This is a genomic window from Streptomyces sp. NPDC058620, from assembly GCF_042717135.1.
Classification (GTDB): domain Bacteria; phylum Actinomycetota; class Actinomycetes; order Streptomycetales; family Streptomycetaceae; genus Streptomyces.
The window spans coordinates 1-24,684 of record NZ_JBHXQO010000018.1; the positions used below are offsets into that span (position 1 = coordinate 1).

General features: G+C 69.2%; 24 protein-coding genes and 1 pseudogene. 19 read left to right on the forward strand and 6 right to left on the reverse strand.

What is annotated here, in order from left to right; genetic code table 11:
- The first annotated feature begins 180 nt into the window (after positions 1 to 180).
- Positions 181 to 759 (forward strand): hypothetical protein, encoded by a 579-nt coding sequence (locus ACFWSK_RS18795; protein ID WP_383787206.1) that lies wholly within the window; start codon positions 181 to 183, stop codon positions 757 to 759.
- Between the two features lie 27 nt (positions 760 to 786).
- Here ACFWSK_RS18795 and ACFWSK_RS18800 read toward each other — a convergent pair whose 3' ends face one another.
- The gene (locus ACFWSK_RS18800; protein ID WP_383787209.1) at positions 787 to 1,098 is read right to left on the reverse strand and encodes a ferredoxin; all 312 of its coding nucleotides are present in this window, start codon (positions 1,096 to 1,098) and stop codon (positions 787 to 789) included.
- A 240-nt stretch (positions 1,099 to 1,338) separates the two neighbouring features.
- On the opposite strand from ACFWSK_RS18800, the gene arc reads away from it, so the two are divergent.
- The 6 genes and pseudogenes from arc (at position 1,339) to prcA (ending at position 7,100) form a co-directional block, all read left to right on the forward strand.
- Positions 1,339 to 3,105 (forward strand): proteasome ATPase, encoded by a 1,767-nt coding sequence (gene arc, locus ACFWSK_RS18805; RefSeq protein WP_383787211.1) that lies wholly within the window; start codon positions 1,339 to 1,341, stop codon positions 3,103 to 3,105.
- A gap of 236 nt (positions 3,106 to 3,341) precedes the next feature.
- Positions 3,342 to 4,853: a depupylase/deamidase Dop gene (dop, locus tag ACFWSK_RS18810; protein ID WP_383787214.1), complete on the forward strand. Its 1,512-nt coding sequence runs from the start codon at positions 3,342 to 3,344 to the stop codon at positions 4,851 to 4,853.
- Between the two features lie 120 nt (positions 4,854 to 4,973).
- Entirely contained in the window at positions 4,974 to 5,192 is a 219-nt protein-coding gene (locus ACFWSK_RS18815) for a ubiquitin-like protein Pup (protein ID WP_382729049.1), read from the forward strand.
- A 37-nt stretch (positions 5,193 to 5,229) separates the two neighbouring features.
- A pseudogene (locus ACFWSK_RS18820) lies at positions 5,230 to 5,416 on the forward strand (endonuclease VII domain-containing protein); the annotation flags it as partial.
- Positions 5,368 to 6,213: a proteasome subunit beta gene (prcB, locus tag ACFWSK_RS18825; protein ID WP_383787218.1), complete on the forward strand. Its 846-nt coding sequence runs from the start codon at positions 5,368 to 5,370 to the stop codon at positions 6,211 to 6,213. The pseudogene ACFWSK_RS18820 and the gene prcB, both read left to right, overlap by 49 nt.
- Before the next feature lie 56 nt (positions 6,214 to 6,269).
- On the forward strand, positions 6,270 to 7,100 hold the full coding sequence (gene prcA, locus ACFWSK_RS18830) for a proteasome subunit alpha (RefSeq protein WP_383787221.1): 831 nt from the start codon (positions 6,270 to 6,272) through the stop codon (positions 7,098 to 7,100).
- A gap of 93 nt (positions 7,101 to 7,193) precedes the next feature.
- Here the strand turns inward: prcA and ACFWSK_RS18835 are convergent, their stop codons facing one another.
- Complete coding sequence (locus ACFWSK_RS18835) at positions 7,194 to 8,222, reverse strand: LacI family DNA-binding transcriptional regulator (protein WP_383787223.1); 1,029 nt, start codon at positions 8,220 to 8,222, stop codon at positions 7,194 to 7,196.
- Between the two features lie 143 nt (positions 8,223 to 8,365).
- Between ACFWSK_RS18835 and ACFWSK_RS18840 the strand changes: the two genes are divergently transcribed.
- The 12 genes from ACFWSK_RS18840 (at position 8,366) to ACFWSK_RS18895 (ending at position 20,428) form a co-directional block, all read left to right on the forward strand.
- The gene (locus ACFWSK_RS18840; protein WP_383787226.1) at positions 8,366 to 9,625 is read left to right on the forward strand and encodes an MFS transporter; all 1,260 of its coding nucleotides are present in this window, start codon (positions 8,366 to 8,368) and stop codon (positions 9,623 to 9,625) included.
- A 9-nt stretch (positions 9,626 to 9,634) separates the two neighbouring features.
- Positions 9,635 to 10,996 carry a Pup--protein ligase gene (gene pafA, locus ACFWSK_RS18845; RefSeq protein ID WP_185301781.1) on the forward strand — a complete coding sequence of 454 codons (1,362 nt, stop codon included), beginning with the start codon at positions 9,635 to 9,637 and terminating at the stop codon, positions 10,994 to 10,996.
- A gap of 186 nt (positions 10,997 to 11,182) precedes the next feature.
- The gene (locus tag ACFWSK_RS18850) at positions 11,183 to 12,118 is read left to right on the forward strand and encodes an FKBP-type peptidyl-prolyl cis-trans isomerase (RefSeq protein ID WP_383787229.1); all 936 of its coding nucleotides are present in this window, start codon (positions 11,183 to 11,185) and stop codon (positions 12,116 to 12,118) included.
- 43 nt (positions 12,119 to 12,161) lie between these two features.
- Positions 12,162 to 12,536, forward strand: a complete 375-nt coding sequence (locus tag ACFWSK_RS18855) for an FKBP-type peptidyl-prolyl cis-trans isomerase (RefSeq protein WP_383787232.1) — start codon at positions 12,162 to 12,164, stop codon at positions 12,534 to 12,536.
- Between the two features lie 115 nt (positions 12,537 to 12,651).
- Positions 12,652 to 13,605, forward strand: a complete 954-nt coding sequence (locus tag ACFWSK_RS18860) for a helix-turn-helix transcriptional regulator (protein ID WP_383787235.1) — start codon at positions 12,652 to 12,654, stop codon at positions 13,603 to 13,605.
- 15 nt (positions 13,606 to 13,620) lie between these two features.
- On the forward strand, positions 13,621 to 14,577 hold the full coding sequence (locus ACFWSK_RS18865) for a helix-turn-helix transcriptional regulator (RefSeq protein ID WP_383787237.1): 957 nt from the start codon (positions 13,621 to 13,623) through the stop codon (positions 14,575 to 14,577).
- Positions 14,578 to 14,618: 41 nt separating this feature from the next.
- Positions 14,619 to 14,894, forward strand: coding sequence for a hypothetical protein (locus tag ACFWSK_RS18870; protein WP_383787240.1), 276 nt, complete (start codon positions 14,619 to 14,621; stop codon positions 14,892 to 14,894).
- Positions 14,895 to 14,921: 27 nt separating this feature from the next.
- Complete coding sequence (locus tag ACFWSK_RS18875; RefSeq protein ID WP_383787243.1) at positions 14,922 to 15,119, forward strand: hypothetical protein; 198 nt, start codon at positions 14,922 to 14,924, stop codon at positions 15,117 to 15,119.
- 216 nt (positions 15,120 to 15,335) lie between these two features.
- The gene (gene tatA, locus ACFWSK_RS18880; protein ID WP_383787246.1) at positions 15,336 to 15,629 is read left to right on the forward strand and encodes a Sec-independent protein translocase subunit TatA; all 294 of its coding nucleotides are present in this window, start codon (positions 15,336 to 15,338) and stop codon (positions 15,627 to 15,629) included.
- 49 nt (positions 15,630 to 15,678) lie between these two features.
- Positions 15,679 to 16,626, forward strand: a complete 948-nt coding sequence (tatC, locus tag ACFWSK_RS18885) for a twin-arginine translocase subunit TatC (RefSeq protein WP_383787249.1) — start codon at positions 15,679 to 15,681, stop codon at positions 16,624 to 16,626.
- An 18-nt stretch (positions 16,627 to 16,644) separates the two neighbouring features.
- On the forward strand, positions 16,645 to 17,538 hold the full coding sequence (locus ACFWSK_RS18890; RefSeq protein WP_383787252.1) for a diacylglycerol kinase: 894 nt from the start codon (positions 16,645 to 16,647) through the stop codon (positions 17,536 to 17,538).
- Between the two features lie 43 nt (positions 17,539 to 17,581).
- Entirely contained in the window at positions 17,582 to 20,428 is a 2,847-nt protein-coding gene (locus ACFWSK_RS18895; protein WP_383787255.1) for a DEAD/DEAH box helicase, read from the forward strand.
- A gap of 141 nt (positions 20,429 to 20,569) precedes the next feature.
- Here ACFWSK_RS18895 and ACFWSK_RS18900 read toward each other — a convergent pair whose 3' ends face one another.
- From ACFWSK_RS18900 to ACFWSK_RS18915, 4 genes are all read right to left on the reverse strand, one after another.
- On the reverse strand, positions 20,570 to 21,007 hold the full coding sequence (locus ACFWSK_RS18900) for an SPW repeat protein (RefSeq protein ID WP_383787257.1): 438 nt from the start codon (positions 21,005 to 21,007) through the stop codon (positions 20,570 to 20,572).
- 112 nt (positions 21,008 to 21,119) lie between these two features.
- Positions 21,120 to 22,073: an ADP-ribosylglycohydrolase family protein gene (locus tag ACFWSK_RS18905; RefSeq protein WP_383787259.1), complete on the reverse strand. Its 954-nt coding sequence runs from the start codon at positions 22,071 to 22,073 to the stop codon at positions 21,120 to 21,122.
- Positions 22,074 to 22,164: 91 nt separating this feature from the next.
- Complete coding sequence (locus ACFWSK_RS18910; RefSeq protein ID WP_383787262.1) at positions 22,165 to 22,809, reverse strand: fasciclin domain-containing protein; 645 nt, start codon at positions 22,807 to 22,809, stop codon at positions 22,165 to 22,167.
- 111 nt (positions 22,810 to 22,920) lie between these two features.
- Entirely contained in the window at positions 22,921 to 24,510 is a 1,590-nt protein-coding gene (locus tag ACFWSK_RS18915; RefSeq protein ID WP_383787475.1) for a molybdopterin-dependent oxidoreductase, read from the reverse strand.
- Positions 24,511 to 24,684: the final 174 nt, after the last annotated feature.

The following is a 24,684-nucleotide window of genomic DNA, read 5'->3' on the forward strand; positions in this document are numbered from 1 at the left end:
GTTCCCCGGACCGACCCGGGAACTCGGCAGCGGCGCCTTTTCGTTGCCCCGACGAGCCGGTGCCGACCCCACCGTTCCGCTGTCGTGTGAGGTGTGGCACGATGCTGGCCACCCCCCGCCCGCCGACGCGCAGCCGGCACCGCCTACCCAGGCCCCCAGGAACCACAGGAGATATACCGCGTGCAGACCTCCGCGCTCCCGGACCTCGCGCACACTGCCACGAAGCCGGTGCACTGGCTCGCCACGGCCACGGCCATGGCAGCCGTCGTCGCCTGCGCGGGCCTGCTCCAGCCCGGGACCGCCACGGCGACGGCATCCGGCCACGCCGCCGCCTCCCGGCCGGGCAGCGCCCCCGTGGCCGCCCCCGACGCGGCAGCCGCGACCTACCCGCTCGACTGCGGCGGCGCGCGGTACGTGGTGGCCGACGAAGCGGCGGGAGACCTCGACGGCGACGGCCGCCCCGAGACCGTGGCCGTGGTCCGCTGCGACGCCGGTACGGGCACGCCGCCCAGCGGCGTCTACGTCCTGACACAGGGAAGCGGGGCCGCACCCCGGGTCGTCGCGACCCTGGTGGACCCCGCTCGGAAGACGTCGGTCACCGACTTCTCCGTGCACGACGGAATCGTCTCGGCGACGCTGCTCGGCTACTCCTCGGTGGACGTGCCGCGCTGCTGCCCCGACGAGGAGGAGAAGGCCAGCTGGCAGTGGAAGGGCAACGCCTTCGTCAGGTCCGCGCAGGACCTCGCGCGCAGCGCCTGAGCGACCTCGCCCGCCGCGCCCCAGCCGTTACGCCGCGTCCGGACCAAAAACTTCGACGCTGTCCGAAACGCGTCGTACATGAATGCAGTCGCCCGGGCACTCCTTGGCCGAATCGACCACGTCCTGGAGGAGCGGCAACGGCACCGGCGTCGTGGCGCCCTTGTCCTGGAGGAGCTCGTCCTCGCCGCTCTTCACGTAGGCCAGACCATCGATGTCCAGCTCGAACACCTCGGGTGCGTACTGCACACAGATGCCGTCGCCCGTGCAGAGGTCCTGGTCGATCCAGACCTCCAGATCCTGTGTCGCGCTGTCTCCCGGAGCTTCCTGCCGCACGGTCATATGTCCTGCCGTTCCCTGCGTATCCGAACCAAATGAAGCCAGCCCTGGCGGGTGTTGAACGCTTCGACGATACAACCGGCCGCTTTCCGGTGCTCAAAGTGGGTATTCCCTTGGCGTGAGGGAGAGCGCAAGGGTGAAGATCGGACACGCCCCGGAGTCTTTGTGATCTAGGGGTTTCAATCATCACCCACCCAGGTAGGGTCAGGAAGCGTCCAGCTCCCCTTGGAGGAGGTGAGGACCGTGGCAGCCCACGACGACGACATCAACCGCGGCATCCGGCCCGCGCGGGGGTCAGAAGACCCAGCCGGCCAGGTTGCCTATCTCGAGCAGGAAATCGCCGTCCTGCGACGTAAGCTCGCCGACTCTCCGCGTCATACGAGGATTCTCGAAGAGCGGATCGTCGAGTTGCAGACCAACCTGGCCGGCGTGTCCGCCCAGAACGAGCGGCTCGCCAATACGCTCCGCGAGGCCCGAGACCAGATCGTGGCGCTCAAGGAGGAGGTCGACCGGCTCGCACAGCCGCCGGCCGGCTTCGGTGTCTTCCTGCAGACCAACGAGGACGGCACCTGCGACATTTTCACCGGGGGCCGCAAGCTCCGGGTGAACGTCAGCCCCAGCGTCGAGCTCGAAGACCTCAGACGAGGTCAGGAAGTCATGCTCAACGAAGCGCTCAACGTGGTCGAGGCCATGGCGTTCGAGCGGGCCGGCGACATCGTCACCCTCAAGGAGATCCTCGAGGACGGCGAACGTGCCCTGGTGGTCGGGCACACCGACGAGGAACGGGTGGTGCGGCTCGCCGAGCCGCTGCTCGACATCACCATCCGGCCCGGCGACGCCCTGCTGCTGGAACCCAGGTCCGGCTACGTCTACGAGGTGGTCCCGAAGAGCGAGGTCGAGGAACTGGTCCTCGAAGAGGTTCCGGACATCGACTACGAGAAGATCGGCGGCCTGGGCGACCAGATCGAGCTGATCCGTGACGCGGTCGAGCTTCCGTACCTCCACCCCGACCTCTTCAAGGAGCACGAACTGCGGCCGCCGAAGGGCATCCTGCTCTACGGCCCGCCCGGCTGCGGCAAGACTCTGATCGCCAAGGCCGTAGCCAACTCGCTGGCCAAGAAGGTCGCCGAGGTCACGGGAAAGCCCGCGGGGAAGAGCTACTTCCTCAATATCAAGGGACCCGAGCTCCTCAACAAGTACGTCGGCGAGACCGAGCGGCACATCCGCCTGGTCTTCCAGCGTGCCCGGGAGAAGGCGAGCGAGGGGACCCCCGTCATCGTCTTCTTCGACGAGATGGAATCCCTCTTCCGTACCCGTGGTTCCGGTGTCAGCTCGGACGTGGAGAACACCATCGTCCCCCAGCTGCTCGCCGAGATCGACGGTGTGGAGGGCCTGGAGAACGTCATCGTCATCGGCGCCTCCAACCGCGAGGACATGATCGACCCCGCCATCCTGCGGCCCGGCCGCCTCGATGTGAAGATCAAGATCGAGCGTCCGGACGCGGAGGCCGCGAAGGACATCTTCGCGAAGTACCTGACGCCTTCGCTGCCGCTCCACGCGGAGGATCTGGCCGAGCACGCCGACTCCAAGCCGGCTGCCACCCACGCCATGATCCAGTCCGTCGTGGAGAGGATGTACACCGAGTCCGAGGAGAACCGCTTCCTCGAGGTCACCTATGCCAACGGTGACAAGGAAGTCCTGTACTTCAAGGACTTCAACTCCGGCGCGATGATTCAGAACATCGTCGACCGGGCAAAGAAGATGGCCATCAAGGCATTCCTCGAACACGGCCAAAAGGGCCTCCGGGTCTCCCATCTCCTCCAGGCTTGCGTGGATGAGTTCAAGGAGAACGAGGACCTTCCCAACACGACGAACCCGGACGACTGGGCCAGGATTTCCGGAAAGAAGGGCGAGCGGATCGTCTTCATCCGTACGCTCGTCACCGGAAAGCAGGGCGCGGACACCGGACGCTCCATCGACACGGTGGCAAATACCGGGCAGTACCTGTAGAACGCAGACCGGCTGCGGATGCCCGGCCGGGCATCCGCAGCCGGTTGTTTTCCCGGCCGCTCCGGCCATATCGGAGCAATGACGAAATTGATCTCCCCACCGGCGCAATGGCGCTCTAGGCTCTGCCGTACCGCCGAGTCGCGCAGTGCGGGGACGGGCACCGCACACCCACCGGACAAGCAGCGGTACTTGAGCGCCGCTCCCGGAGGGGAGCGCCGCCGGGCAAGGAGGGCCGCATGACCGTACGGCGAGTAATGGGCATCGAGACCGAGTACGGAATCTCCGTCCCCGGTCACCCCAACGCCAATGCCATGCTCACCTCGTCCCAGATCGTCAACGCCTACGCGGCGGCGATGCACCGGGCGCGCCGCGCCCGCTGGGACTTCGAGGAGGAGAATCCGCTGCGCGACGCGCGAGGCTTCGACCTCGCCCGTGAGACCGCCGACTCCAGCCAGCTCACCGACGAGGACATCGGCCTGGCCAATGTCATCCTCACCAATGGTGCCCGGCTCTACGTCGACCACGCGCACCCCGAATACAGCTCACCCGAGATCACCAATCCGATGGACGCGGTGCTCTGGGACAAGGCCGGCGAACGGATCATGGCGGAGGCCGCCGAGCGGGCCGCCGCGATCCCGGGCGCCCAGCCGATCCACCTCTACAAGAACAACACCGACAACAAGGGCGCCTCCTACGGCACGCACGAGAACTACCTGATGAAGCGGGAGACCGCGTTCTCGGACATCGTGCGCCACCTCACGCCCTTCTTCGTCTCCCGGCAGGTCGTCACCGGCGCGGGCCGGGTCGGCATCGGTCAGGACGGCCATGAACACGGCTTCCAGATCAGTCAGCGCGCCGACTACTTCGAGGTCGAGGTGGGCCTGGAGACCACGCTCAAGCGCCCCATCATCAATACCCGCGACGAACCGCACTCCGACGCCGAGAAGTACCGCCGGCTGCATGTGATCATCGGCGACGCGAATCTGTCGGAGATCTCGACGTATCTGAAGCTGGGCACCACGGCACTGGTCCTGTCCATGATCGAGGACGGTTTCATCAACGTCGACCTCGCCATCGACCAGCCGGTGCGCACCCTGCACCAGGTCTCGCACGATCCTTCGCTGCAACAGCTGATCACGCTCCGCAGCGGCCGGACACTCACCGCTGTGCAGCTCCAGATGGAGTACTTCGAGCTGGGCCGCAAGTACGTCGAGGAGAGGTACGGCGCGGACGCCGACGAGCAGACCAAGGACGTCCTGATCCGCTGGGAGGACACGCTCAACCGGCTGGAGAACGATCCGATGAGCCTCTCGGGCGAGCTGGACTGGATCGCGAAGAAGGAGCTCATGGAGGGCTACCGGCGCCGCGACAGCCTCGACTGGGACGCCCCGCGGCTGCACCTGGTGGACCTCCAGTACGCCGACGTGCGGCCCGACAAGGGCCTCTACAACCGCCTGGCGGCCCGCGGGAAGATGAAGCGCCTGCTGGACGAGAACGACGTCGAGCGGGCCCGTACGAAGCCCCCCGAGGACACCAGGGCCTATTTCCGGGGCCGGTGCCTGGAGCAGTACGCGGACGACGTCGCCGCGGCCTCCTGGGATTCGGTCATCTTCGACCTGCCCGGCCACGACTCCCTGCAACGGGTGCCCACCATGGAGCCCCTGCGCGGGACGCGCGAGCACGTCAAGGCTCTCCTGGACCGCTGCCGTACGGCGGAAGAGCTGGTCCGGGTGCTCTCGGGCGGCTGAAAGGGCCGCCGGCTGGGAATCATTCCGATGACCTCCGGACGTTGAGACAAGTACCGGGCCAATGTCGGACCCCATGGGTAGGGTCTGATCAAGTGCTTCGAACCGAGCGGGGTGAGCTATATGGCGACCAAGGACACCGGCGGCGGACAGCAGAAGGCGACGCGCTCCAACGAGGAGGTCGAGGAGCAGGCGCAGGACGCGCAGGCTTCCGAGGACCTCGCGGAGCGACAGGAGAAGCTGAGCGACGACGTCGACTCGGTCCTGGACGAGATCGACGACGTGCTGGAGGAGAACGCAGAGGACTTCGTGCGTTCCTTCGTTCAGAAGGGTGGACAGTAGTCCACTCATGTGAACGGTGTGGAAAGTGCGTCCCGGGCCGCAACTCCATGTGGATCACCACCACAGGACGGGTAGGGTCCGGGGCGTACTGCTTCAACTGCAATTCGGCCATCGGCAAGTTGGGGGATGATCCTGACTCCTTGCGCAGGGCCATCGCATACCTGGAGGGAAACGCGTGGAAGCCAACACTCGTAGCACCGGGCGTCTACCAGCAGCCTTCCTGACGCCGGGTTCGTCCTCGTTCATGGACTTCCTGTCCGACCACTCACCGGACATGCTGCCCGGCAAGCGGAGCCTGCCGCCCCTCCAGGGGGCCATCGAGGCACCGCACGGGACGACCATCGTCGCGGCGTCCTTCCCCGGTGGCGTGGTACTCGCCGGTGACCGGCGGGCGACCATGGGGAACATGATCGCGCAGCGCGATATCGAGAAGGTCTTCCCGGCCGACGAGTACTCGGCGGTGGGCATCGCCGGTACGGCGGGTCTGGCCGTGGAGATGGTCAAGCTGTTCCAGCTGGAGCTGGAGCACTTCGAGAAGGTCGAGGGTGCCACGCTCTCCCTGGAGGGCAAGGCCAACCGGCTCTCCACGATGATCCGCAGCAATCTGGCGATGGCCATGCAGGGCCTCGCCGTCGTCCCGCTCTTCGCGGGCTACGACGTCGACCGCGAGAAGGGCCGGATCTTCTCGTACGACGTCACGGGCGGCCGCTCGGAAGAAGTCGGTTACGCGGCCACCGGCTCCGGTTCGATCTTCGCCCGTGGATCGATGAAGAAGCTCTACCGCGACGACCTGACGGAGCAGCAGACGCTGACCCTGGTGGTGCAGGCGCTCTACGACGCGGCGGACGACGACTCGGCGACCGGGGGACCGGACGTGGCACGCCGGATCTATCCGATCGTCACCGTCATCACCGACGAGGGCTTCCGGAAGCTGACCGACGTGGAATCCGCAGAGATCGCCCGCGCCGTGCTGGAGCGCCGGATGGAAGAGCCCGACGGCCCGCGCGCCGCCCTGCTCTGACCGGCTTCCCAGCCTCCTCGATGCACTCGTCACTGACAGAAAGGGACGGATAGCCGGTGTCGACGCCGTTCTATGTCTCACCTCAGCAGGCCATGGCCGACCGGGCGGAATACGCCCGGAAGGGCATCGCCCGTGGTCGCAGCCTGGTTGTGCTGCAGTACGCCGACGGCATTGTGTTCGTCGGCGAGAACCCGTCCCGTGCGCTGCACAAGTTCAGCGAGATCTACGACCGGATCGGCTTCGCGGCCGCCGGTAAGTACAACGAATACGAGAACCTCCGTATCGGCGGTGTGCGATACGCGGATCTCCGCGGATACACCTACGACCGTGACGATGTGACGGCTCGTGGTCTGGCCAATGTCTACGCGCAGACTCTGGGCACCATTTTCTCCAGTGCGGCCGAGAAGCCGTACGAGGTGGAGCTGGTGGTCGCCGAGGTCGGCGCACTGCCCGAGGGCGATCAGATCTACCGACTGCCGCACGACGGCTCGATCGTGGACGAGCACGGCTCGGTCGCGGTCGGCGGGAACGCCGAGCAGATCAGCAGCTTCCTGGATCAGCGCCACCGCGACGGCATGACGCTCGCCGAGGCGCTCAAGCTGGCCGTCCAGGCGCTGTCGCGCGAACCCAACGGCGGAGAGCGGGAGATCCCCGCCGAACGGCTGGAGGTCGCGGTCCTGGACCGCACGAGGCCACAGCAGCGCAAGTTCAAGCGGATCGTCGGACGGCAACTGACGCGCCTGCTGGACGCGAATGGCGCCGGGGCTCCGACGGACGCTCCCTCCGACGACGAGAGCGCCGATTCCACCGATACGGCGACCGGGTCCAGCGGGAGCACCGAGGCCAAGGGCGCCGGCGGGACCACGGAGCCCCCGGCCGAGGGCTAGCCCACTCCGCCCCCCGCTCCGTAGCCGTGCCCCGTACCGCCGCCGGCGGGCCGGGGCACGGTCATGTCCGGGCGGTCACGCAGGTCCCAGCCGTCAGGAACGGGGCGCGGGGGCGGTCGAGCCGCGCACCACCAGCTGTACGGGCAGGCTGCCCGGCTCCGCCGGCCGCCCGTCCAGGACGGCCAGCAGCGCCGTCATGCCCCGCTCGCCCACCCGCTCGGCGGGCAGCCGCACCGTGGTGAGCTCCGGCTCCACGGCCGTCGCCAGAGCGAGATCGTCGAAGCCGGTCACGGAGATGTCGTCCGGAACCCGGAGACCTCGTCTGCGGACCGCCTTGCAGGCCCCTGCGGCCAGGATGTCGTCGTCACAGACGATCGCCGTCGGCCGGGCGCCAGGAGCCGACAGGGCCTCCTCCACGGCCTCCCGCCCGGCCGCGACGTCGAGCGCGGCGGGGAACGTGCGTACGACCGCGTCGGGCACGCCGCGAAGGGTGTCGTGCAGCGCCCGTGCGCGGATCGCGAAGGTCCAGGAGTCCACGGCCGAGGCGAGGTGGACGAACCGGCGGTGGCCGAGGCCCAGCAGATGGTCCGTCACCTGGCGCATGCCGTCCGCGATGTCCAGGTTCACCTGCGCCGCCGCGCCCGGATCGGCCGGATCGCTGTCCAGCATCACCAGAGGCAGTCCGGCGCCGCGCAGCGCGCCCAGGGCCTCGGCGGCCATGGACGAGGCGATCACACCGTCGAGCGAGGCGCGGGCCGAGGCGAAGGGGTCCCTGGCGGGCCCTGTGCCGTCCGGCGACGGATAGAGCACGACCCCGAAGTCGTGTGCGGCGGCTACCCCGGCCGCGCCCGTGTAGACGCGGGCGAAGAACTCGTTGGTGAGGGCCGGGACCACGAGGAGCGCGGTCCGGGTGCTGCCGAGGCGCAGGCTGCGGGCGGCGAGATTCGGCCGATATCCGAGCGCCGCCGCGCTGTCCCGTACGCGCCCGGCTGTGACCTCCGACACCCTTCCCCGCCACTTGTCGCCGAGCACGAGGGAGACGGTGGCCTGGGAGACTCCCGCCGCCCGTGCCACGTCCCGGCTGGTGGGCCGTGCCGGGGCGGGCTGCTGCGCGCTGGTCACTTCGGGCCTCCGTGCTCACTCGTGCCGTGATGCCCGGACACCGCGAGGTGGACCCGGGACTGCGCACATGGTACGTATGGGTCTCGACGTTATACGTAAAACCTCGATTGGGTCGCACACCCGTCCGAGGGAGAGGGGCAGGAATGGCCGCGGGATATCTGGACGTCCTCAGGGCGCGGCACGCGACGCGGCTGCTGACGGGAACCCTCGTGGGGCGGCTGCCGAGCGGCACCGCCCACATCGCGATCGTCCTGTTCACCCGCGCCGAGGGCGGCAGCTACACACTGGCCGGCGCACTCGCCGCCGCCTACGGGCTCGCCACGGCCGTCGGGCAGCCCCTCCTCGGCCGCGCGGTGGACCTCCACGGCCAGCCGCGGGTCCAGCTCCCCGCCGCGGTCCTCTCCGCGCTCGGCATGGCCCTGTTCGCCCTCGTGGGCCTCGACCCGCTGCCCCTGGCCTATCTGGCGGTCGTCATCGCCGGCGTCTGCACGCCCCCGCTGGAGGGCGGGCTGCGAGCCCTGTGGCCGACCGTGCTCGGCCGTGAGGACCGGGTGCACCGGGCGTACGCCATGGACGCCGTGGCCCAGGAAGTCATGTTCACCGTGGGACCGCTGCTCGTGACGGTGCTGGTCGCGCTCTGGTCACCGGCCGTGGCCCTCCTCGTCATCAACGCCATAGGCGTACTCGGAGCCCTGTCCGTCGTCCTGTCGGAGCCCTCCCGCACCTGGCGCTCCGCACCCCGCGAGGCGCACTGGCTCGGCGCTCTGCGCGCGCCCGGACTGCTCGCCCTGCTCGGCTCGTTCTTCTTCGTCGGGCTGGCCCTCGGCTCGATCACGGTGGCGGGCGTCGCGTACGCCGACGACCACGCAGACGCCTCCGTGTACGGCTGGCTGATGGCGGCCCTCGGCCTCGGCGCGCTGATCGGCGGAGTGGTCTACGGGGCCCGGCAGTGGGCCGGTGCGCCCGAACGTCGGCTGCGCGTCATCGTCGCCCTGCTGGCGCTGGGCTACCTGCCGCTGATGCTCACCCCCGGCGTGGCCGCCATGACCGGCCTCGCCGCACTCGCCGGCGTGTTCCTCGCGCCCGCCATCGCCTGCTCGTTCATCGTCGTCGACCGGCACGCGCCACGCGGCACGGTCACGGAGGCGTTCTCCTGGCTCGTGACCACGTTCGGCGTAGGCGCGGCGGCCGGAACGGCCGTGGCGGGCCCGGCCGTCGAGCTCGGCGGAACGGCGTGGAGTTTCGCCGTCGCCGGGGCGGGCGGAGTGGCCGCGCTGGTGGTCCTGCTGGCCACCGGAAGGGTCCTCGCAGTTCCCGTGCGTACGCCCACTGTTGTGACGGGTTCGGAAAATGATCGAAACGGTGCTGCCGAACCCGGTTTCAGCTCAGGCCATAAGGCGTAATGTTCAGTCATGGACCGCCGCATTTTCGGGCTGGAGAACGAGTACGGCGTCACGTGCACGTTCAGGGGACAGCGCCGACTGTCACCTGACGAAGTGGCGCGCTACCTCTTCCGCCGTGTTGTGTCATGGGGCCGCAGCAGCAATGTCTTCCTGCGGAACGGCGCCCGCCTCTACCTCGACGTGGGATCGCATCCGGAATATGCAACCCCCGAATGCGACAACGTGACCGAGCTGGTCACGCACGACAAGGCCGGCGAGCGCATTCTCGAAGGACTGCTCGTCGACGCCGAACGCCGCCTGCACGAGGAGGGAATCGCGGGCGACGTCTATCTCTTCAAGAACAACACCGACTCGGCGGGAAACTCCTACGGGTGCCACGAGAACTACCTCGTCGCCCGGCACGGAGAATTCTCCCGGCTCGCGGACATCCTCATTCCGTTCCTCGTCACCAGGCAGTTGATCTGTGGTGCCGGCAAGGTGCTGCAGACTCCGCGCGGGGCGGTCTACTGCGTAAGCCAGCGTGCCGAGCACATCTGGGAGGGCGTCAGTTCCGCGACGACCCGCTCGCGGCCGATCATCAACACCAGGGACGAACCGCACGCCGACGCTGAGCGGTACCGCCGCCTCCACGTCATCGTCGGCGACTCCAACATGTCCGAGACGACCATGCTGCTCAAGGTCGGCGCGACCGACCTGGTGCTCCGCATGATCGAAGCGGGCACCGTGATGCGCGACCTGACCCTGGAGAACCCGATCCGGGCCATCCGCGAGGTCAGCCACGACATCACAGGACAGCGCAAGGTGCGCCTGGCCAGCGGCCGTGAGGCATCGGCCATCGAGGTGCAGCGCGAGTACTACGAGAAGGCCGTCGACTTCGTGGAGCGCCGGGGCATCCGCACCGGCACGGTCGACCAGGTGCTCGAACTGTGGGGCCGCACGCTCGACGCGATCGAGGCGGAGGACCTCGACCGGATCGGCACCGAGATCGACTGGGTCATGAAGTACAAGCTCATCGAGCGGTACCGGGCCAAGCACAACATGACCATGTCGAATCCGAGGGTCGCTCAGATAGACCTCGCCTACCACGACATCCACCGCCGCCGAGGGCTCTACTACCTGCTGGAGCGCAAGGGGCAGGTCGCCCGCATCTGCAACGACCTGAAGATCTTCGAGGGCAAGTCGGTGCCCCCGCAGACCACCAGGGCGAGGCTGCGCGGGGACTTCATCCGCAGGGCGCAGGAGCAGCGACGCGACTTCACCGTCGACTGGGTCCACCTCAAGCTCAACGACCAGGCGCAGCGCACCGTGCTGTGCAAGGACCCCTTCCGGTCCGTGGACGACCGCGTGGAGAAACTGATCGCGGGTATGTGACCTGGCGCAGGACGCCCGGGCATTCATGGTGACGACAGGGCCCCGTACGTTCCTCGTACGGGGCCCCGTCCACGTGTGGGTGCCCGGCCGTTCGGGCCGGTCTCCCGGGGTCCGGACCGAACGGCTGGGCACCCCCTAGAGTGTCGGGGGACCCAACCAACGTGCCGTCTGAGATCTGAGGAACCAGTGCGCCGACTTGCCGGCCTTCTCGTCGTCCCCCTCCTGCTGCTGTCGACAGCGGCCTGTGGCGACGACAAGGGCTCCGACTCCGCCTCGTCCAAGAACGGAGTGCCCGCGATCACCGCGGGCGCGAAGTTCGGCGAGAAGCCCACCCTCGCGAAGGGCGAGGGCGACCCGCCCAAGGAGCTGCAGACCGAGGTCATCAGTGAGGGTGACGGCGCGAAGCTCAAGAACGGCGACGCGATCCAGGTCAACTACCTCGGGCAGTCGTGGGACTCCACGAAGCCGTTCGACAACAGTTTCGACCGCAAGCAGCCGTTCGATCTGACGCTCGGCGCGGGCATGGTCATCCAGGGCTGGGACAAGGGCCTGGTCGGCCAGAAGGTCGGCAGCCGTGTCGAGCTCGTCATCCCGCCGGAACTCGGTTACGGGGCGCAGGGGCAGGGCGACATCAAGCCCAACGCCACCCTCGTCTTCGTCGTCGACATTCTGAAGGCGACACAGATCCCGGCCTCGGCCAAGGGAACCGAAGTCGCTCAGGACAACATCGACCTGCCGAAGGTGGGCACGAAGACCGACGGCAAGGCGCCGACCGTCACGGTTCCCAAGAGCGACCCGCCCAAGAAGCTCGTCTCCAACTACATCCTGGAGTCCGACGGCGCGGTCATCAAGGAGAGCGACAGCGTCGTCGTGAACTACGTGGGTCTGCTGTGGAAGGGTGGCAAGAAGTTCGACAGCACCTACGAACAGGGCAAGACCCAGACCTTCCCGCTGGCTCAGATCACCCTCAAGGGGCTCAAGAACGGTCTGGTCGACAAGAAGGTCGGCAGTCGTGTGCTGCTCGTCATCCCGCCGGACCAGGCGTTCGGTGACAAGGCGCAGCAGAGCATCCCCGCCAAGTCGACGCTGGTCTTCGCAGTCGACATCCTGGCAAAGATGTAAGACTGTCCCGGTTGCCCAGTTCATCATTTAGAGGAGCAATTCAGTGAGCATCGAGAAGCCCGAGATCGACTTCCCGGGTGGCGAGCCGCCGGTCGACCTGGAGATCAAGGACATCTGGGAGGGCGAGGGCGAGGTCGCCAAGGCCGGCCAGACCGTCTCCGTCCACTACGTGGGTGTGGCCTACTCCACCGGCGAGGAGTTCGACGCTTCGTGGAACCGCGGGACTCCGCTCAAGTTCCAGCTCGGTGCCGGTCAGGTCATCGCGGGCTGGGACCAGGGCGTGCAGGGCATGAAGGTCGGCGGCCGTCGCCAGCTGATCATCCCCGCGCACCTCGCGTACGGTGACCGCGGCGCCGGCGGCGGTGCCATCGCCCCCGGCGAGACGCTGATCTTCGTCTGCGACCTGATGGGCGTCTGATCCCCAGTCGCGTGTGAACGAGGGCCCGTGCCGTGAGGCACGGGCCCTCGCTTTTGTCCGGACACCCCGGGGCGGTACGGTCGAGGGTCGGAGAGCACGTAGAGAAAGGGCGCCGATGGCGATTGCCAAGGCCGAGCGATTGATGAACCTGGCGCTGTGCCTGCTGGGTACCCGGCGCCCGCTCAGCAAGCGCGAGCTCCGCGAGTCCATCGAGGCGTACCTCGAAGCGGGTACCGACGACTCCTTCAACCGGATGTTCGAGCGGGACAAGGACGATCTGCGCGAACTCGGTCTGGTCATCGAGACCGTGGAGAATCTGGACGGCGAGACCGGCTATCTCGCCCGCCGGGACAGCAACCGGCTGCCTCCCATCACCCTGGACGCCGAGGAGGCCGCCGCTCTCGGACTGGCGGCCAAGGTGTGGCAGCAGGCCCGCCTCGCCGGAGCGGCCAGCGGAGCACTGCAGAAGCTGCGGGCCGCGGGCATGCCCGAGGCCGAGGACGCCTACGAGGTGCACAGCGCCCTTGAACCCCGTATCCCGGTTCACGAGGCCGCGTTCGAACCGCTGATGCTCGCCTGCCGCGACCGCCGGCCTGTCACCTTCGACTACCGCAAGGGCAACGCCGCCCGCCACGAGCAGCGCCAGGTCGAGCCGTGGACCCTGGAGTGCTGGCGCGGCCACTGGTATCTGGCCGGCTGGGACCGTGACCGCGGTGCCGAGCGGGTCTTCAGGCTCTCCCGGATCACCGGCCGGGTCCGCTCGCGCGCCGGGGCGTTCACCGCCCAGGTGCCGGACGTGGTGACCGTGCGCGAGACCGTGGAGAGCTGGGCGGGCGAGACCGCCACCAGGACCGCGCGGATCAGGCTGCGGTCCGGGTCCGGCTACCCGTTGAGGTCCCGGGCGATATCTGTCCGGGAACTCGGCAACGGCTGGGACGAGTTGGAGATTCCGTACGGACACGGGCTGGATGCCTGGCTCGTCGAATTCGGTCCGGACGTCGTCGTGACGGAACCCGCCGATCTGCGGGCCGATGTGGTGGACCGGCTGCGCGCCGTGGCCAAGGACTGAGGGGACCCGTAGCTCATGGCCACGAACGCGATCGACCAGACCCGCCGGATGCTGTCCCTGGTGACCTATCTGCGTGAGCGCCCCGGCGCCCACGTCCAGGACGTCGCCAGGGCCTTCGGGATCACCGAGGACGAGCTGATCTCCGACCTGGACGTGCTCCCCATGTGCGGGACGAGCTTCCGGGGCGGGGACCTCCTCGACATCGACACCGATGGTGACCGGATCTGGTGGCACAACCCGGACGACGTCGCCGAACCCCTGCGCCTCGCCGCGGACGAGGCCACCGCCCTGCTCGTCGCGGCCCGCGCCGTGGCGACCCTGCCCGGGCTCCGCGAGAGCGACCGGCTCGCGCTGGTCCGCGCGACGGCCAAGCTGGAGACGGCGGCCGGAGAGGTGGGGGCCGCCAGCTCGCGGCTCTCGGTCACCTTCGAGGCCGAGGGCGGCGTCTTCGCCGATGTGGACCGGGCGATCTCCGAGCGGCGCCGGCTCTGGCTGCGCTACTACTCCCCGGCGCGCGACGAGCTCACTGAGCGCGAGGTGGACCCGATCCGGCTGTTCGCCGTCGGCCACACCTATATGGAGGGGTGGTGCCGGCTCTCCGAGGCCCGGCGCACGTTCCGGCTGGACCGGGTCGCCGAGATCCGCCTCCTGGACGCCCCGGCCGCCCCGCCGGAGCTGGAGCTGCGGGACCTCTCCGAAGGGCTGGTGCAGCCGGCTGCCGAGGACCCGGAAGTCGTGATCGAGGTGGGGACCGGTGGCCGGTGGGTCGCCGAGTACTACCCGCACGACAGCGCGGAGGAGCTTCCCGACGGCGGTCTCCGGATCACCCTGCGCACCCCGGACCCGGCCTCGCTGCGCCGGCTCGCACTGCGACTCGGCGGGGAAGGGCGGATCGTCTCCCCGCCGGAACTCGCGCAGAGTGCGCGCGAGGCGGCCCGGGACGCGCTCGCCGCGTACGACGACGTGGCCTGAGCGCCGAGCGGAGCGGAAGAGAAATGGAGCGGATGTCTGTGATGTCGGATGTCACAACCGTGCCGGTCGCCGCGCCCGTCCCGGTGCCGGTGCCCGCCGCCGTACGGTTCAGGGCCGCCTGCCCCGACTGCCGCGAGCGCTTCGAACTCGCGGCGGGCGCCCTGCGTCTCGCGATCGGCGCCAGCAGCCGCACCACCTTCTACTCCTTCACCTGCCCCATGTGCGACTCCGCCGTCCGCAAGCCCGCGGGGGAGCGCATCATCGAACTCCTCACCGGTGGAGGGGTGCGGACGCTGCGCCTCCACACCGCCCTGTAGAACACGACGACATCGAGGCACCGCCGCATGTTCTGGCCCATGTTCGCCATCGCCCTGGGGTTCCTGGGGATCGCCGTTCTCGGCGTACTCGCAGTCAAGGTCTTCATCGAGGCCCAGCGGCTGGGCCGCCAGGTCAACGTCACCACCCAGCGGATCAACCGCGCGGCCGAGGACCTGGAACGTGCGGCGACCGGCCTGGCCGCCACCGGTGAGGCCCTGCGATAGAAGGGGCGCGGCCTCCTGTTCCGCAACTTCGGGGGGTACGCTGCTGAGGTCGGCCCAGGCAGGGAGGTGCGGGTCGCAACCGGGAGTATGCACGGGCATTGCCTCACGTTTACCCCTGCGGGATACGATCGCTGCCAGCGCACAGATCGGACCTATGTCCGATCGAACGGGTAGCGAGCCCACCCTCCAGTCGCCTCAGTGAGAAGGAAGTCGCACATGATCGGCAATCTGAAGCCCCTCGAGATCGTTCTGATCATCGCTGTCATCCTGCTTCTCTTCGGTGCCAAGAAGCTTCCTGACATGGCGCGTTCGCTCGGCAAGTCGGCCCGCATCCTCAAGAGCGAGGCCAAGGCCATGAAGAAGGACGACGCGGAGACCGCGGCGCCCACGACGGAGACCGTCGCCGACCAGACCCCGCAGGCGACTCCCGCGCGCACCATTCAGGCCGCTCCCGGAGACGTCACCAGCTCCCGCCCGGTCAGCGAGGCCAAGCCCACCACCCAGAGCTGACAGCTGACGGGCTCCACCGACAGCTGCCGTACGAGACGAGGGAAGTGGGTTGCTCAAGTCTGCCCGCAAGCAGGAGAAGGACGAAGAGGGGCGCATGCCCCTCCTCGATCACCTGCGTGAGCTGCGTAACCGGCTGCTGAAGGCCGTACTGGCGATTGTCGTGGTGACGATTGTCGCCGCCTTCTTCCAGAAGGACATCTACGACTTCCTGCTGCGCCCGCTCATCAGCTCGGTGGGCTGTGAAGGCGCGGTGGTCGTCGCGAAGAACGGGAATCCGTGCGCCCTGCTGAAGACCGACACCCTGATGGGTCCCTTCACGAACGCACTGAAGGTCGCCCTGATGTCGGGCGTGCTGCTGGCCGCCCCGGTCTGGCTCTACCAGCTGTGGGCCTTCGTGGCCCCGGGCCTGCACAAGGGTGAGAAGCGGTATGCCTACGGCTTCGCGGTCATAGGAGCACCGCTGTTCCTCGCCGGGGGATACCTGGCGTACTCGATCCTGCCGCAGACCGCGGAGATCATGCTCGGTTTCACCCCCAGCGACGTGCAGAACCAGATCGGGCTCGACAGCTACCTGGACCTGCTCACCCGCATGGTGATCGTCTTCGGGCTCGCCTTCGAGCTGCCGCTCCTCCTCATCGCGCTGAACATGACGGGCATCGTCTCCGGCAAGCGGATGCTCGGCTGGTGGCGGGGCATGATCATCGGGCTCACCGGTTTCGCGGCGATCGCCACCCCGGGTGGTGAACCGCTGTCCATGCTGCTCCTCGCGGGACCGCTGGCCGTCCTCTACTTCATCGCGACGGGCTTCTCCCTCCTCAACGACGCCCGCAGGCGCCGGGCCAACCCCGACGCCGAACTCGACGACGACGAGGCGTCGCGGCTGGACCTCACCCCCGAAGTGGTGTCCGCCTCGCGTACCCCGCTGCCGGAGCAGGCCACCGGCGAGTCGGACGGCGCACGGTCGCACCGGGTCAACGGTTACGACGACATCACCTGACCTTGTAAGGTCCGGCGGGTGACCAGCGAGATCACCCTTTTCGTCAATCCCACCGCAGGACGCGGCCGGGGCGCGCACGCCGCGCAGCCGGCCGCTTCCGCGTTGCGGGACGCCGGATTCTCCGTACGCACGGTCCTCGGCGAGGACGCCGACGACGCCCTGCGGCGGGCTCGTGAGGCCGTGGGTGCCGGGACCGGGGCGCTGATAGCCGTGGGCGGGGACGGCATGGCCTCCCTCGCCCTTCAGGCCGTCGCCGGAACCACGACCCCGCTCGGCGTCGTCGCCGTCGGTACCGGCAACGACTTCGCCCGTGCGCTCGGGCTGCCGGTACGGGACCCGGCCGCCGCGGGGCGGCTGGCCGCCCGGGCCCTCAAGGAGGGCCATGTCCGGGACATCGACCTCGGACGGGTCGGCGAGCGGTGGTTCGGTTCCGTCCTCGCCTCCGGTTTCGACTCACGGGTGAACGACCGGGGCAACCGGATGCCCTGGGGCGGTCGCTTCAGGTACGACCTGGCGATCCTCGCCGAACTGGCCGCGTTCAAGCCCATCCCGTACCGCATCCGGCTCGACGGAGGCGCCGTGCGGGAGGTCGAGGCGACGCTGATCGCCGTCGGCAACGGGTCCACGTACGGCGGTGGCATGCGGATCTGCGCGGACGCCGTCATGGACGACGGGCTGTTCGACGTGACCGTGGTCGGGGACTGCAGCCGCGCGACCCTGCTGAAGGTGTTCCCCAGGGTGTACAAGGGAACGCACCTCAGCCATCCCAAGGTCACCGCGTACCGGGTCTCCTCGATCGAGCTGGTGGCGGCGGGTGTCACCGCCTACGCGGACGGTGAACCGCTGGGGGCGCTGCCGCTCACGGCCACCAGTGTGCCGGGCGCCGTGAGGGTTCTCTGCCCGGAGAATTAAAGATCGCCTGACTGTCAGAGGTGGCGGGTAGGCTCATATCAAGATGACAGAGGACCTCTCACCAGCTGAGCGATACCAGGCTTCTCGCGTTCGTGCGGCCGAGCGGGCCACGGCCCTCGGGCCCTTCCGCGAGATGTACGAATTCGGTCTCGACCCGTATCAGGTCGAGGCGTGCGAAGCCCTGGAGGCGGGCAAGGGCGTGCTGGTGGCGGCGCCCACCGGTTCGGGCAAGACGATCGTCGGCGAGTTCGCCGTGCATCTCGCGCTCCAGCAGGGCCGCAAGTGCTTCTACACCACCCCGATCAAGGCGCTGTCCAACCAGAAGTTCGCCGATCTGGCGCGGCGCTACGGTGCGGACAAGGTCGGTCTGCTGACCGGCGACAACAGCGTGAACTCCGAGGCACCGGTGGTCGTCATGACCACCGAGGTCCTGCGGAACATGCTGTACGCGGGCTCGCAGTCCCTGACCGGTCTCGGTTACGTCGTGATGGACGAGGTGCACTACCTCTCCGACCGCTTCCGGGGCGCGGTGTGGGAAGAAGTGATCATTCACCTGCCGGAGTCCGTCACTCTGGTGTCCCTGTCGGCGACCGTGTCCAACGCCGAGGAGTTCGGCGACTGGCTGGGCACCGTCCGCGGCGACACCGAAGTGATCGTCTCCGAACACCGCCCCGTGCCGCTCTGGCAGCACGTGCTGGCCGGGCGCCGGATGTACGACCTCTTCGAGGAGGAGACCGATCACGGCGGCCGGGGGACGGGGCGCCGTGAGGTCAACCCGGACCTCGTCCGGCTCGCCCGCATGGAGAACCAGGCGGGATACAACCCCCGCGACCGGCGGCGCGGCAAGATGGTGCGCGAGGCGGACCGGGAGCGCGAGCGGCGTCAGCGCAGCCGGATCTGGACCCCGTCGAGACCCGAGGTCATCGACCGGCTGGACCACGAGGGGCTGCTGCCGGCCATCACGTTCATCTTCAGCCGGGCCGGCTGCCAGGCCGCCGTGCAGCAGTGCCTGCAGGCCGGGCTCCGGCTGAACGACGAGAACAAGCGCCGGCTGGTGCGGGAGATCGTCGAGGAGCGGACCGCCTCCATCCCGGGTGAGGACCTTCATGTCCTCGGCTACTACGAATGGCTGGAAGGGCTGGAGCGGGGCATCGCCGCGCATCACGCGGGCATGCTGCCGACCTTCAAGGAGGTCGTCGAGGAGCTGTTCGTACGCGGACTCGTCAAGGCGGTCTTCGCCACCGAGACGCTGGCGCTGGGGATCAACATGCCGGCGCGCTCGGTGGTCCTGGAGAAGCTGGTCAAGTGGAACGGCGAGCAGCACGCCGACATCACTCCCGGCGAGTACACACAGCTCACCGGCCGGGCCGGGCGCCGCGGGATCGACGTCGAGGGTCATGCGGTCGTGCTGTGGCAGCGGGGCATGGACCCGGGCGGCCTGGCCGGGCTCGCGGGTACGCGCACGTATCCGCTCCGGTCCAGCTTCCGCCCCTCGTACAACATGGCCGTGAACCTCGTGCACCAGTTCGGGCGGCATCGGTCGCGTGAGCTGCTGGAGACCTCGTTCGCGCAGTTCCAGGCCGACCGGTCGGTCGTCGGGATCTCCAAGCAGGTCCAGCGCAACGAGGAGGGCCTGGAGGGCTACCGCGAGGGCATGACGTGCCACCTCGGTGACTTCGAGGAGTACGCGCGGATGCGGCGTGATCTCAAGGACCGTGAGACGGAGCTCGCCAAGCAGGGCGCGGCGCAGCGGAGGGTCGCGGCGGCCTCGTCCCTGGAGAGGCTGAAGCCGGGTGACGTCATTCATGTGCCGACCGGCAAGTTCGCCGGGCTGGCGCTCGTCCTCGATCCGGGGCTGCCCGCCGGGCGGGCCAACGGGCACCGGGGGCTGGAGTACGCCGACGGGCCCCGGCCCCTGGTGCTGACCGCCGAGCGACAGGTCAAGCGGCTGGCGTCGATCGACTTCCCGGTGCCGGTGGAGGCCCTGGACCGGATGCGGGTGCCGAAGTCGTTCAACGCGCGTTCGCCGCAGTCGCGGCGCGATCTGGCGTCCGCGCTGCGGACGAAGGCCGGGCACCTGGTGCCCGAGCGGCACCGCAAGGAGCGGGCGGCCGCGGCCGACGACCGCGAGATCTCGCGGCTGCGGACGGCTCTGCGCGCGCACCCCTGCCATGGATGCGACGAGCGTGAGGACCATGCGCGGTGGGCGGAGCGGTACCACCGGCTGCAGCGTGACACGAAGCAGCTGGAGAACCGGATCGCCGGGCGCACGAACACGATCTCCCGGACCTTCGACCGGATCGTGGCGCTCCTGACCGAGCTGGACTATCTGCGGGGCAACGAGGTCACCTCGAACGGGCGGCGGCTGTCCCGCCTCTACGGCGAGCTCGACCTGCTCGCCAGTGAGTGTCTGCGCGAAGGCGTCTGGGAAGGGCTGAACCCGGCCGAACTCGCGGCGTGCGTATCGGCGTTGGTGTACGAGGCGCGGCAGGCGGACGACGCGGTGGCGCCGAAGCTGCCGAGCGGGCCGGCGAAGACGGCGATGGCCGAGATGGTGCGGATCTGGGGCCGTCTCGACGCCCTGGAGGAAGACTTCAAGATCAACCAGGCGGAGGGGGTCGGACAGCGCGAACCCGACCTCGGTTTCGCTTGGGCGGTCTATATGTGGGCCTCCGGGCGGACGCTGGACGAGGTGCTGCGCGAGGCGGAGATGCCCGCGGGGGACTTCGTGCGGTGGTGCAAGCAGGTGATCGACGTGCTCGGACAGATCGCGGCCGCGGCGCCTCGTGAGGGTGCGGCTGCGGGGGCGGCCGGGTCTGTGGCGAAGAACGCGCACAAGGCGGTCGACGCGGTGCTGCGGGGCGTGGTGGCGTACAGCTCCGTGGGGTGAACCCCGATGCTCCGCCCCGGTCCTCGAACGCCGGACGGGCTGAGGAGCATGCGGACTCGGGGCACCGGACCTGATACGGCTGTGGCCCCGGACCGGGCACGTCCGTGTCCGGTCCGGGGCCACAGGCCCCTGTCGCCCTCCTCAGCTCTTCTCGCTCTTCATCGCCGTGACCGCGCAGGCCGCGCCCAGCAGGACCGTCAGTCCGCCGACGATGATGTTGTTGGCGATGACCCCGGCGTCCGGGCTGGTGCCCACGATCCACGTCGACACGATGAGCCAGGCGCCGATGGCGCAGATGGCCCAGCTCAGTCCGTACATCCGCTCCGGCATCACGGTGAACCCGAGCGCCAGCACCGCGATCGCGATGCCGAGGACGAGATTGTGCGTCACCAGAGCCGGCTGGCTCGCCGTGAAGTGGAGCACCCATGGCGAGACGGCGCAGTACAGCCCGACCAGGAGTACCGGTGCGTCCACGAGGGCCACGTCACGGCCGCCGAGAACGCGGTCGTGCCGTGCTCGCATTTCGGACACATCGGGGTGCGTGCTCATGTCACTCCGGGTGTGCGAGACGTTGCTCATGAGATTCGTCTCCCTCGCTGCTACAGGCCCGACCGCCGGGTGCGTGCGCGGTGGGCACCTAACACGCCCATTCTGCGCTTATCCATCCCTTATGTGTAGATATCTGGTCGACTTATCGATGTGAATCCACTGCGGCGGTCTCGTCACCGTTCAGCCGCCGGGCCAACGAGGCCAGTTCCGCCGCCCGCAGCACCCGGTCGCCCCACCCGGGCAGGGGGACGTGCAGCGGCTGGGTCCAGCGCTCCGGGATCGCGTCCGCCCCGTACACCGCGCCCGCCAGGCCGCCGGTCACCGCTGCCACGGTGTCCGTGTCGCCGCCCACGTCGACGGCCGCCGCCAGGGCGCTCTCGTACGTACGGGTCGTGCGCACCGCCCACAGCGCGGTGCCCAGGCACGGCCACACCGCGCCGTTGAACTCCGTGGCGTCGTCCGGGTGCCAGTCGGCCGCCAGGACGGCAGCCCACCGGGCACGGTGGCCGGCGTGCACCTCCGCGAGGGTTTCGGGGACGGCGGCGAGCGGGTCGCCTCCGTACAGGGCGACCCGCACCAGCTCGTGGAAGACGGCCGTGCCTTCCCAGGCGGCGCGGTCGCCGTGCGTCAGCGCCGCGATACGCCGGGCGGCGTCCATCGTCGCCGTCCGGCCCGCCCGCGCGAAGTGGACGGCGGACGGAGTGGCCCGCATCAGCGAACCGTTCCCCGCCGCCCGGCCGTTGACCTGGAAGTGCAGGGCGGCCGCCAGATCCCAGGGCTCCCCGCTCGTCAGCACGTCCTCGGTCTGGAGCCCGATGTCCTTCGGGTCGCCCGCCGCCCAGCGCCGGAACCGGCCGAAGATGTCGGGCAGGTCCAGCCCGCCGCGCTCCAGCAGGGATTCCCCGGCCAGGACCGCCATCTGCGTGTCATCGGTGGCCTCGCCGGGGTCCCAGCCGCCGCCCCCGCACATCGTGCCGACGCCGTCGGGGAAGCGCTCCGTGAAGACGCCCCTCGGCCCGAACTCGAAGGGGGCGCCCAGCGCGTCACCCACCGCTGAGCCGACCACTGCGCCCACTGCCCGGTCCGTACGGTTCATCCGGCCAGGGTAGAGGCTTTCGCAGAGGTGTCCTTCCGGCCGCGGGGGATCGGGGCCGAGCCCGCTGCCGCCGTCCGGAGATGCGCAGCGGCTACTTCGGGGGCATCAGCACCGAATCGACGATGTAGACCGTGGCGTTGGCCGTGGGGACATTGCCGCAGACCACCTTGGAGGAGTCGTTGACGGTGTAGTCCACGCCCGAACCGGCGGTGGTGAGCTTGCTCTTCTCCAGGGTGTCGAAGGAGCCCTTCTCGAGCTGCTTCGGCGTCAGCTTCTCGCCCACCACGTGGTAGGTGAGGACCTTGGTGAGCGCGGCCTTGTCGGCGAGCAGCGCGTCGAGGTCGGCCTTCGGGACCTTGGCGAAGGCGTCGTTGGTCGGCGCGAACACCGTGATGTTCTGGGCGTTGTTCAGGGTGTCGACCAGGCCGGCCTGCTTGACGGCGGTGACCAGCGTCGAGAGGTCCGGGTTGTTCGACGCGGCCGTGGCGACCGGGTCCTGGGCCATGCCGTCGAACGAACCCGCGCCGTCCGCGGGCACGGACGCGCAGCCCGGACCGAACGGCTTGTCCGTGCCCATCGCCTCGTCCGGCGACGCGGCGGGCTCGGAGGAAGCGGCCGAGGCAGTGGAGCCCGATGCGGAGTCCTTGGCGTCGCTCGAACAGGCCGTCAGGGCGAGCGGCAGCACGGCCGCGGCGGACACGGCGATGGCGGCGCGGCGGAAGCGAAGGGTGTTCATGGTGTTCTCCTGGTTCGGATTCTGTTGGCCCGGAAGGGGCGTGTGCGTTGTACAGGTGTGAGGGAGGGTGTGGAGCCGTATGTATGGGGGGAGACAGTCGGTCCTGGCTGCTCAGGGCACGTTGACCACCACCGAGTGCCAGCCGGTCGCCCCGTTGGGGACGGTGCCGACGCGCTTGTCCGTCTGGGTGGCACCCGTACGGTCCGTCGCGCGGACTTCGAGGGTGTGGCTGCCGGTCGTGGCGGGCCACTCCCACACCCACTGGCGCCAGGTGTCCCTGCTGTCCTCGGCGGCCAGCCGGGCGGTCTGCCACTCACCGCCGTCGACCCGGACCTCCACCCGGGCGACGCCCCGGTGCTGGGCCCAGGCGACTCCTGCGACCGGCACCGTGCCTGCCCTGGGGGAGGCGAACGGGCGCGGGGTGTCGATGCGTGACTGGGTCTTGACGGGGGCTTCGTGCGACCACTTGCGCTTGACCCAGTACGCGTCGTACGCGCCGAAGGTCGTCAGCTCGATGTCCTTGATCCATTTGCAGGCGGACACATAGCCGTACAGCCCGGGAACGAGCATCCGGACGGGGAAACCGTGCCTGAAGGGGAGCGGTTCGCCGTTCATCCCGAGGGCGAGCATCGCGTCGCGGCCGTCCATGACGTCCTCGACCGGTGTGCCGATCGTCATGCCGTCGACCGACCGGGCTACGAGCTGGTCGGCGCTCCCGCCGTTCGAGGGCGGCTTCACCCCGGCCTCGCGCAGCAGATCGGCCAGCCGCACACCGATCCAGCGGGCATTGCCGACGTAGGGGCCACCCACCTCGTTGGAGACGCAGGTGAGCGTGATGTCACGCTCGATCAGCTCCCGCTGGAGCAGGTCCTGGAAGTCGACCGTGAGGGGGCGTGCCACCCCCTTGCCATGGATGCGAAGGCGCCAGCGTCCGGCGTCGACACGCGGCACGACCAGGGCGGTGTCCACGCGGTAGAAGCTCTTGTTCGGTGTGACGAACGAGCTCAGCCCGCGGATGCCGAGGTCTGCGCCGCGAGGTACGGGAGGCGCCGGCGAACCGGGGACAGGAAGGGTGATCGCACCGCGCGAGGCGGCCGCACCGGCCTGCTGGGACGCGGTGACCCGGCGCCCCGTGTAACCGGCTCCGGCCGAGGCCGCAGCCGCGACGCCCGCCGCGATCACGAACGCGCGACGGTCGAAGGTGCCCTGGTCCGCCCGGACCTCCGTCTCCCCAGCCGCGGGAGACGGAAGGGTCCTCGGGGCAAGCCGTCCGACCAGGAGATACAGCGCTCCTGCGGCCACCAGGGCACCCACCACCGAAGGCAGTGCGTCGCCGGGGCGGCCCTCGGGCCGTCCGGTCGCCGACACTGCCCCGACCACACCGAAGACCAGGACGGCCGCCGCACCGAGCCGCCGGTGCCGCAGCGCCAGCACCCCCACCGCCATGGCGAAGACCGCCAGGAGCGCGAGGATGCCGAGCTGAAGCACCAGCTTGTCGGCGGTGCCGAAGTTCCGTACGGCGAAGTCCTTCACCGCCGTGGGAGTGCGGTCGATGACCGCACCGCCCACCGCCGTGACCGGACCCGCCTCGGGACGAACGACGGCCGCGACCAGCTCGGCGACGCACAGGGCGCAGAACCCCGCGATCAGGCCACTGAACGCGGCGAAGGAGGCGCATGCCCAACGGGATCGCCGGGACAGGGGCGTCGTCCCGTGCGGCTGCGCATCGTTCTGATCTGCTTTCACACCGGTGATTCGGTGCCGGTCGGGTCGCGGATTGGTCAGTCACCCGATCGAATGAAACTGCCCCGACGAACGAAGCTGCCCGGCCCGCCGGCACGGTCCCGTCCGCCGGTACGGCCCGGTAAGCCGGAG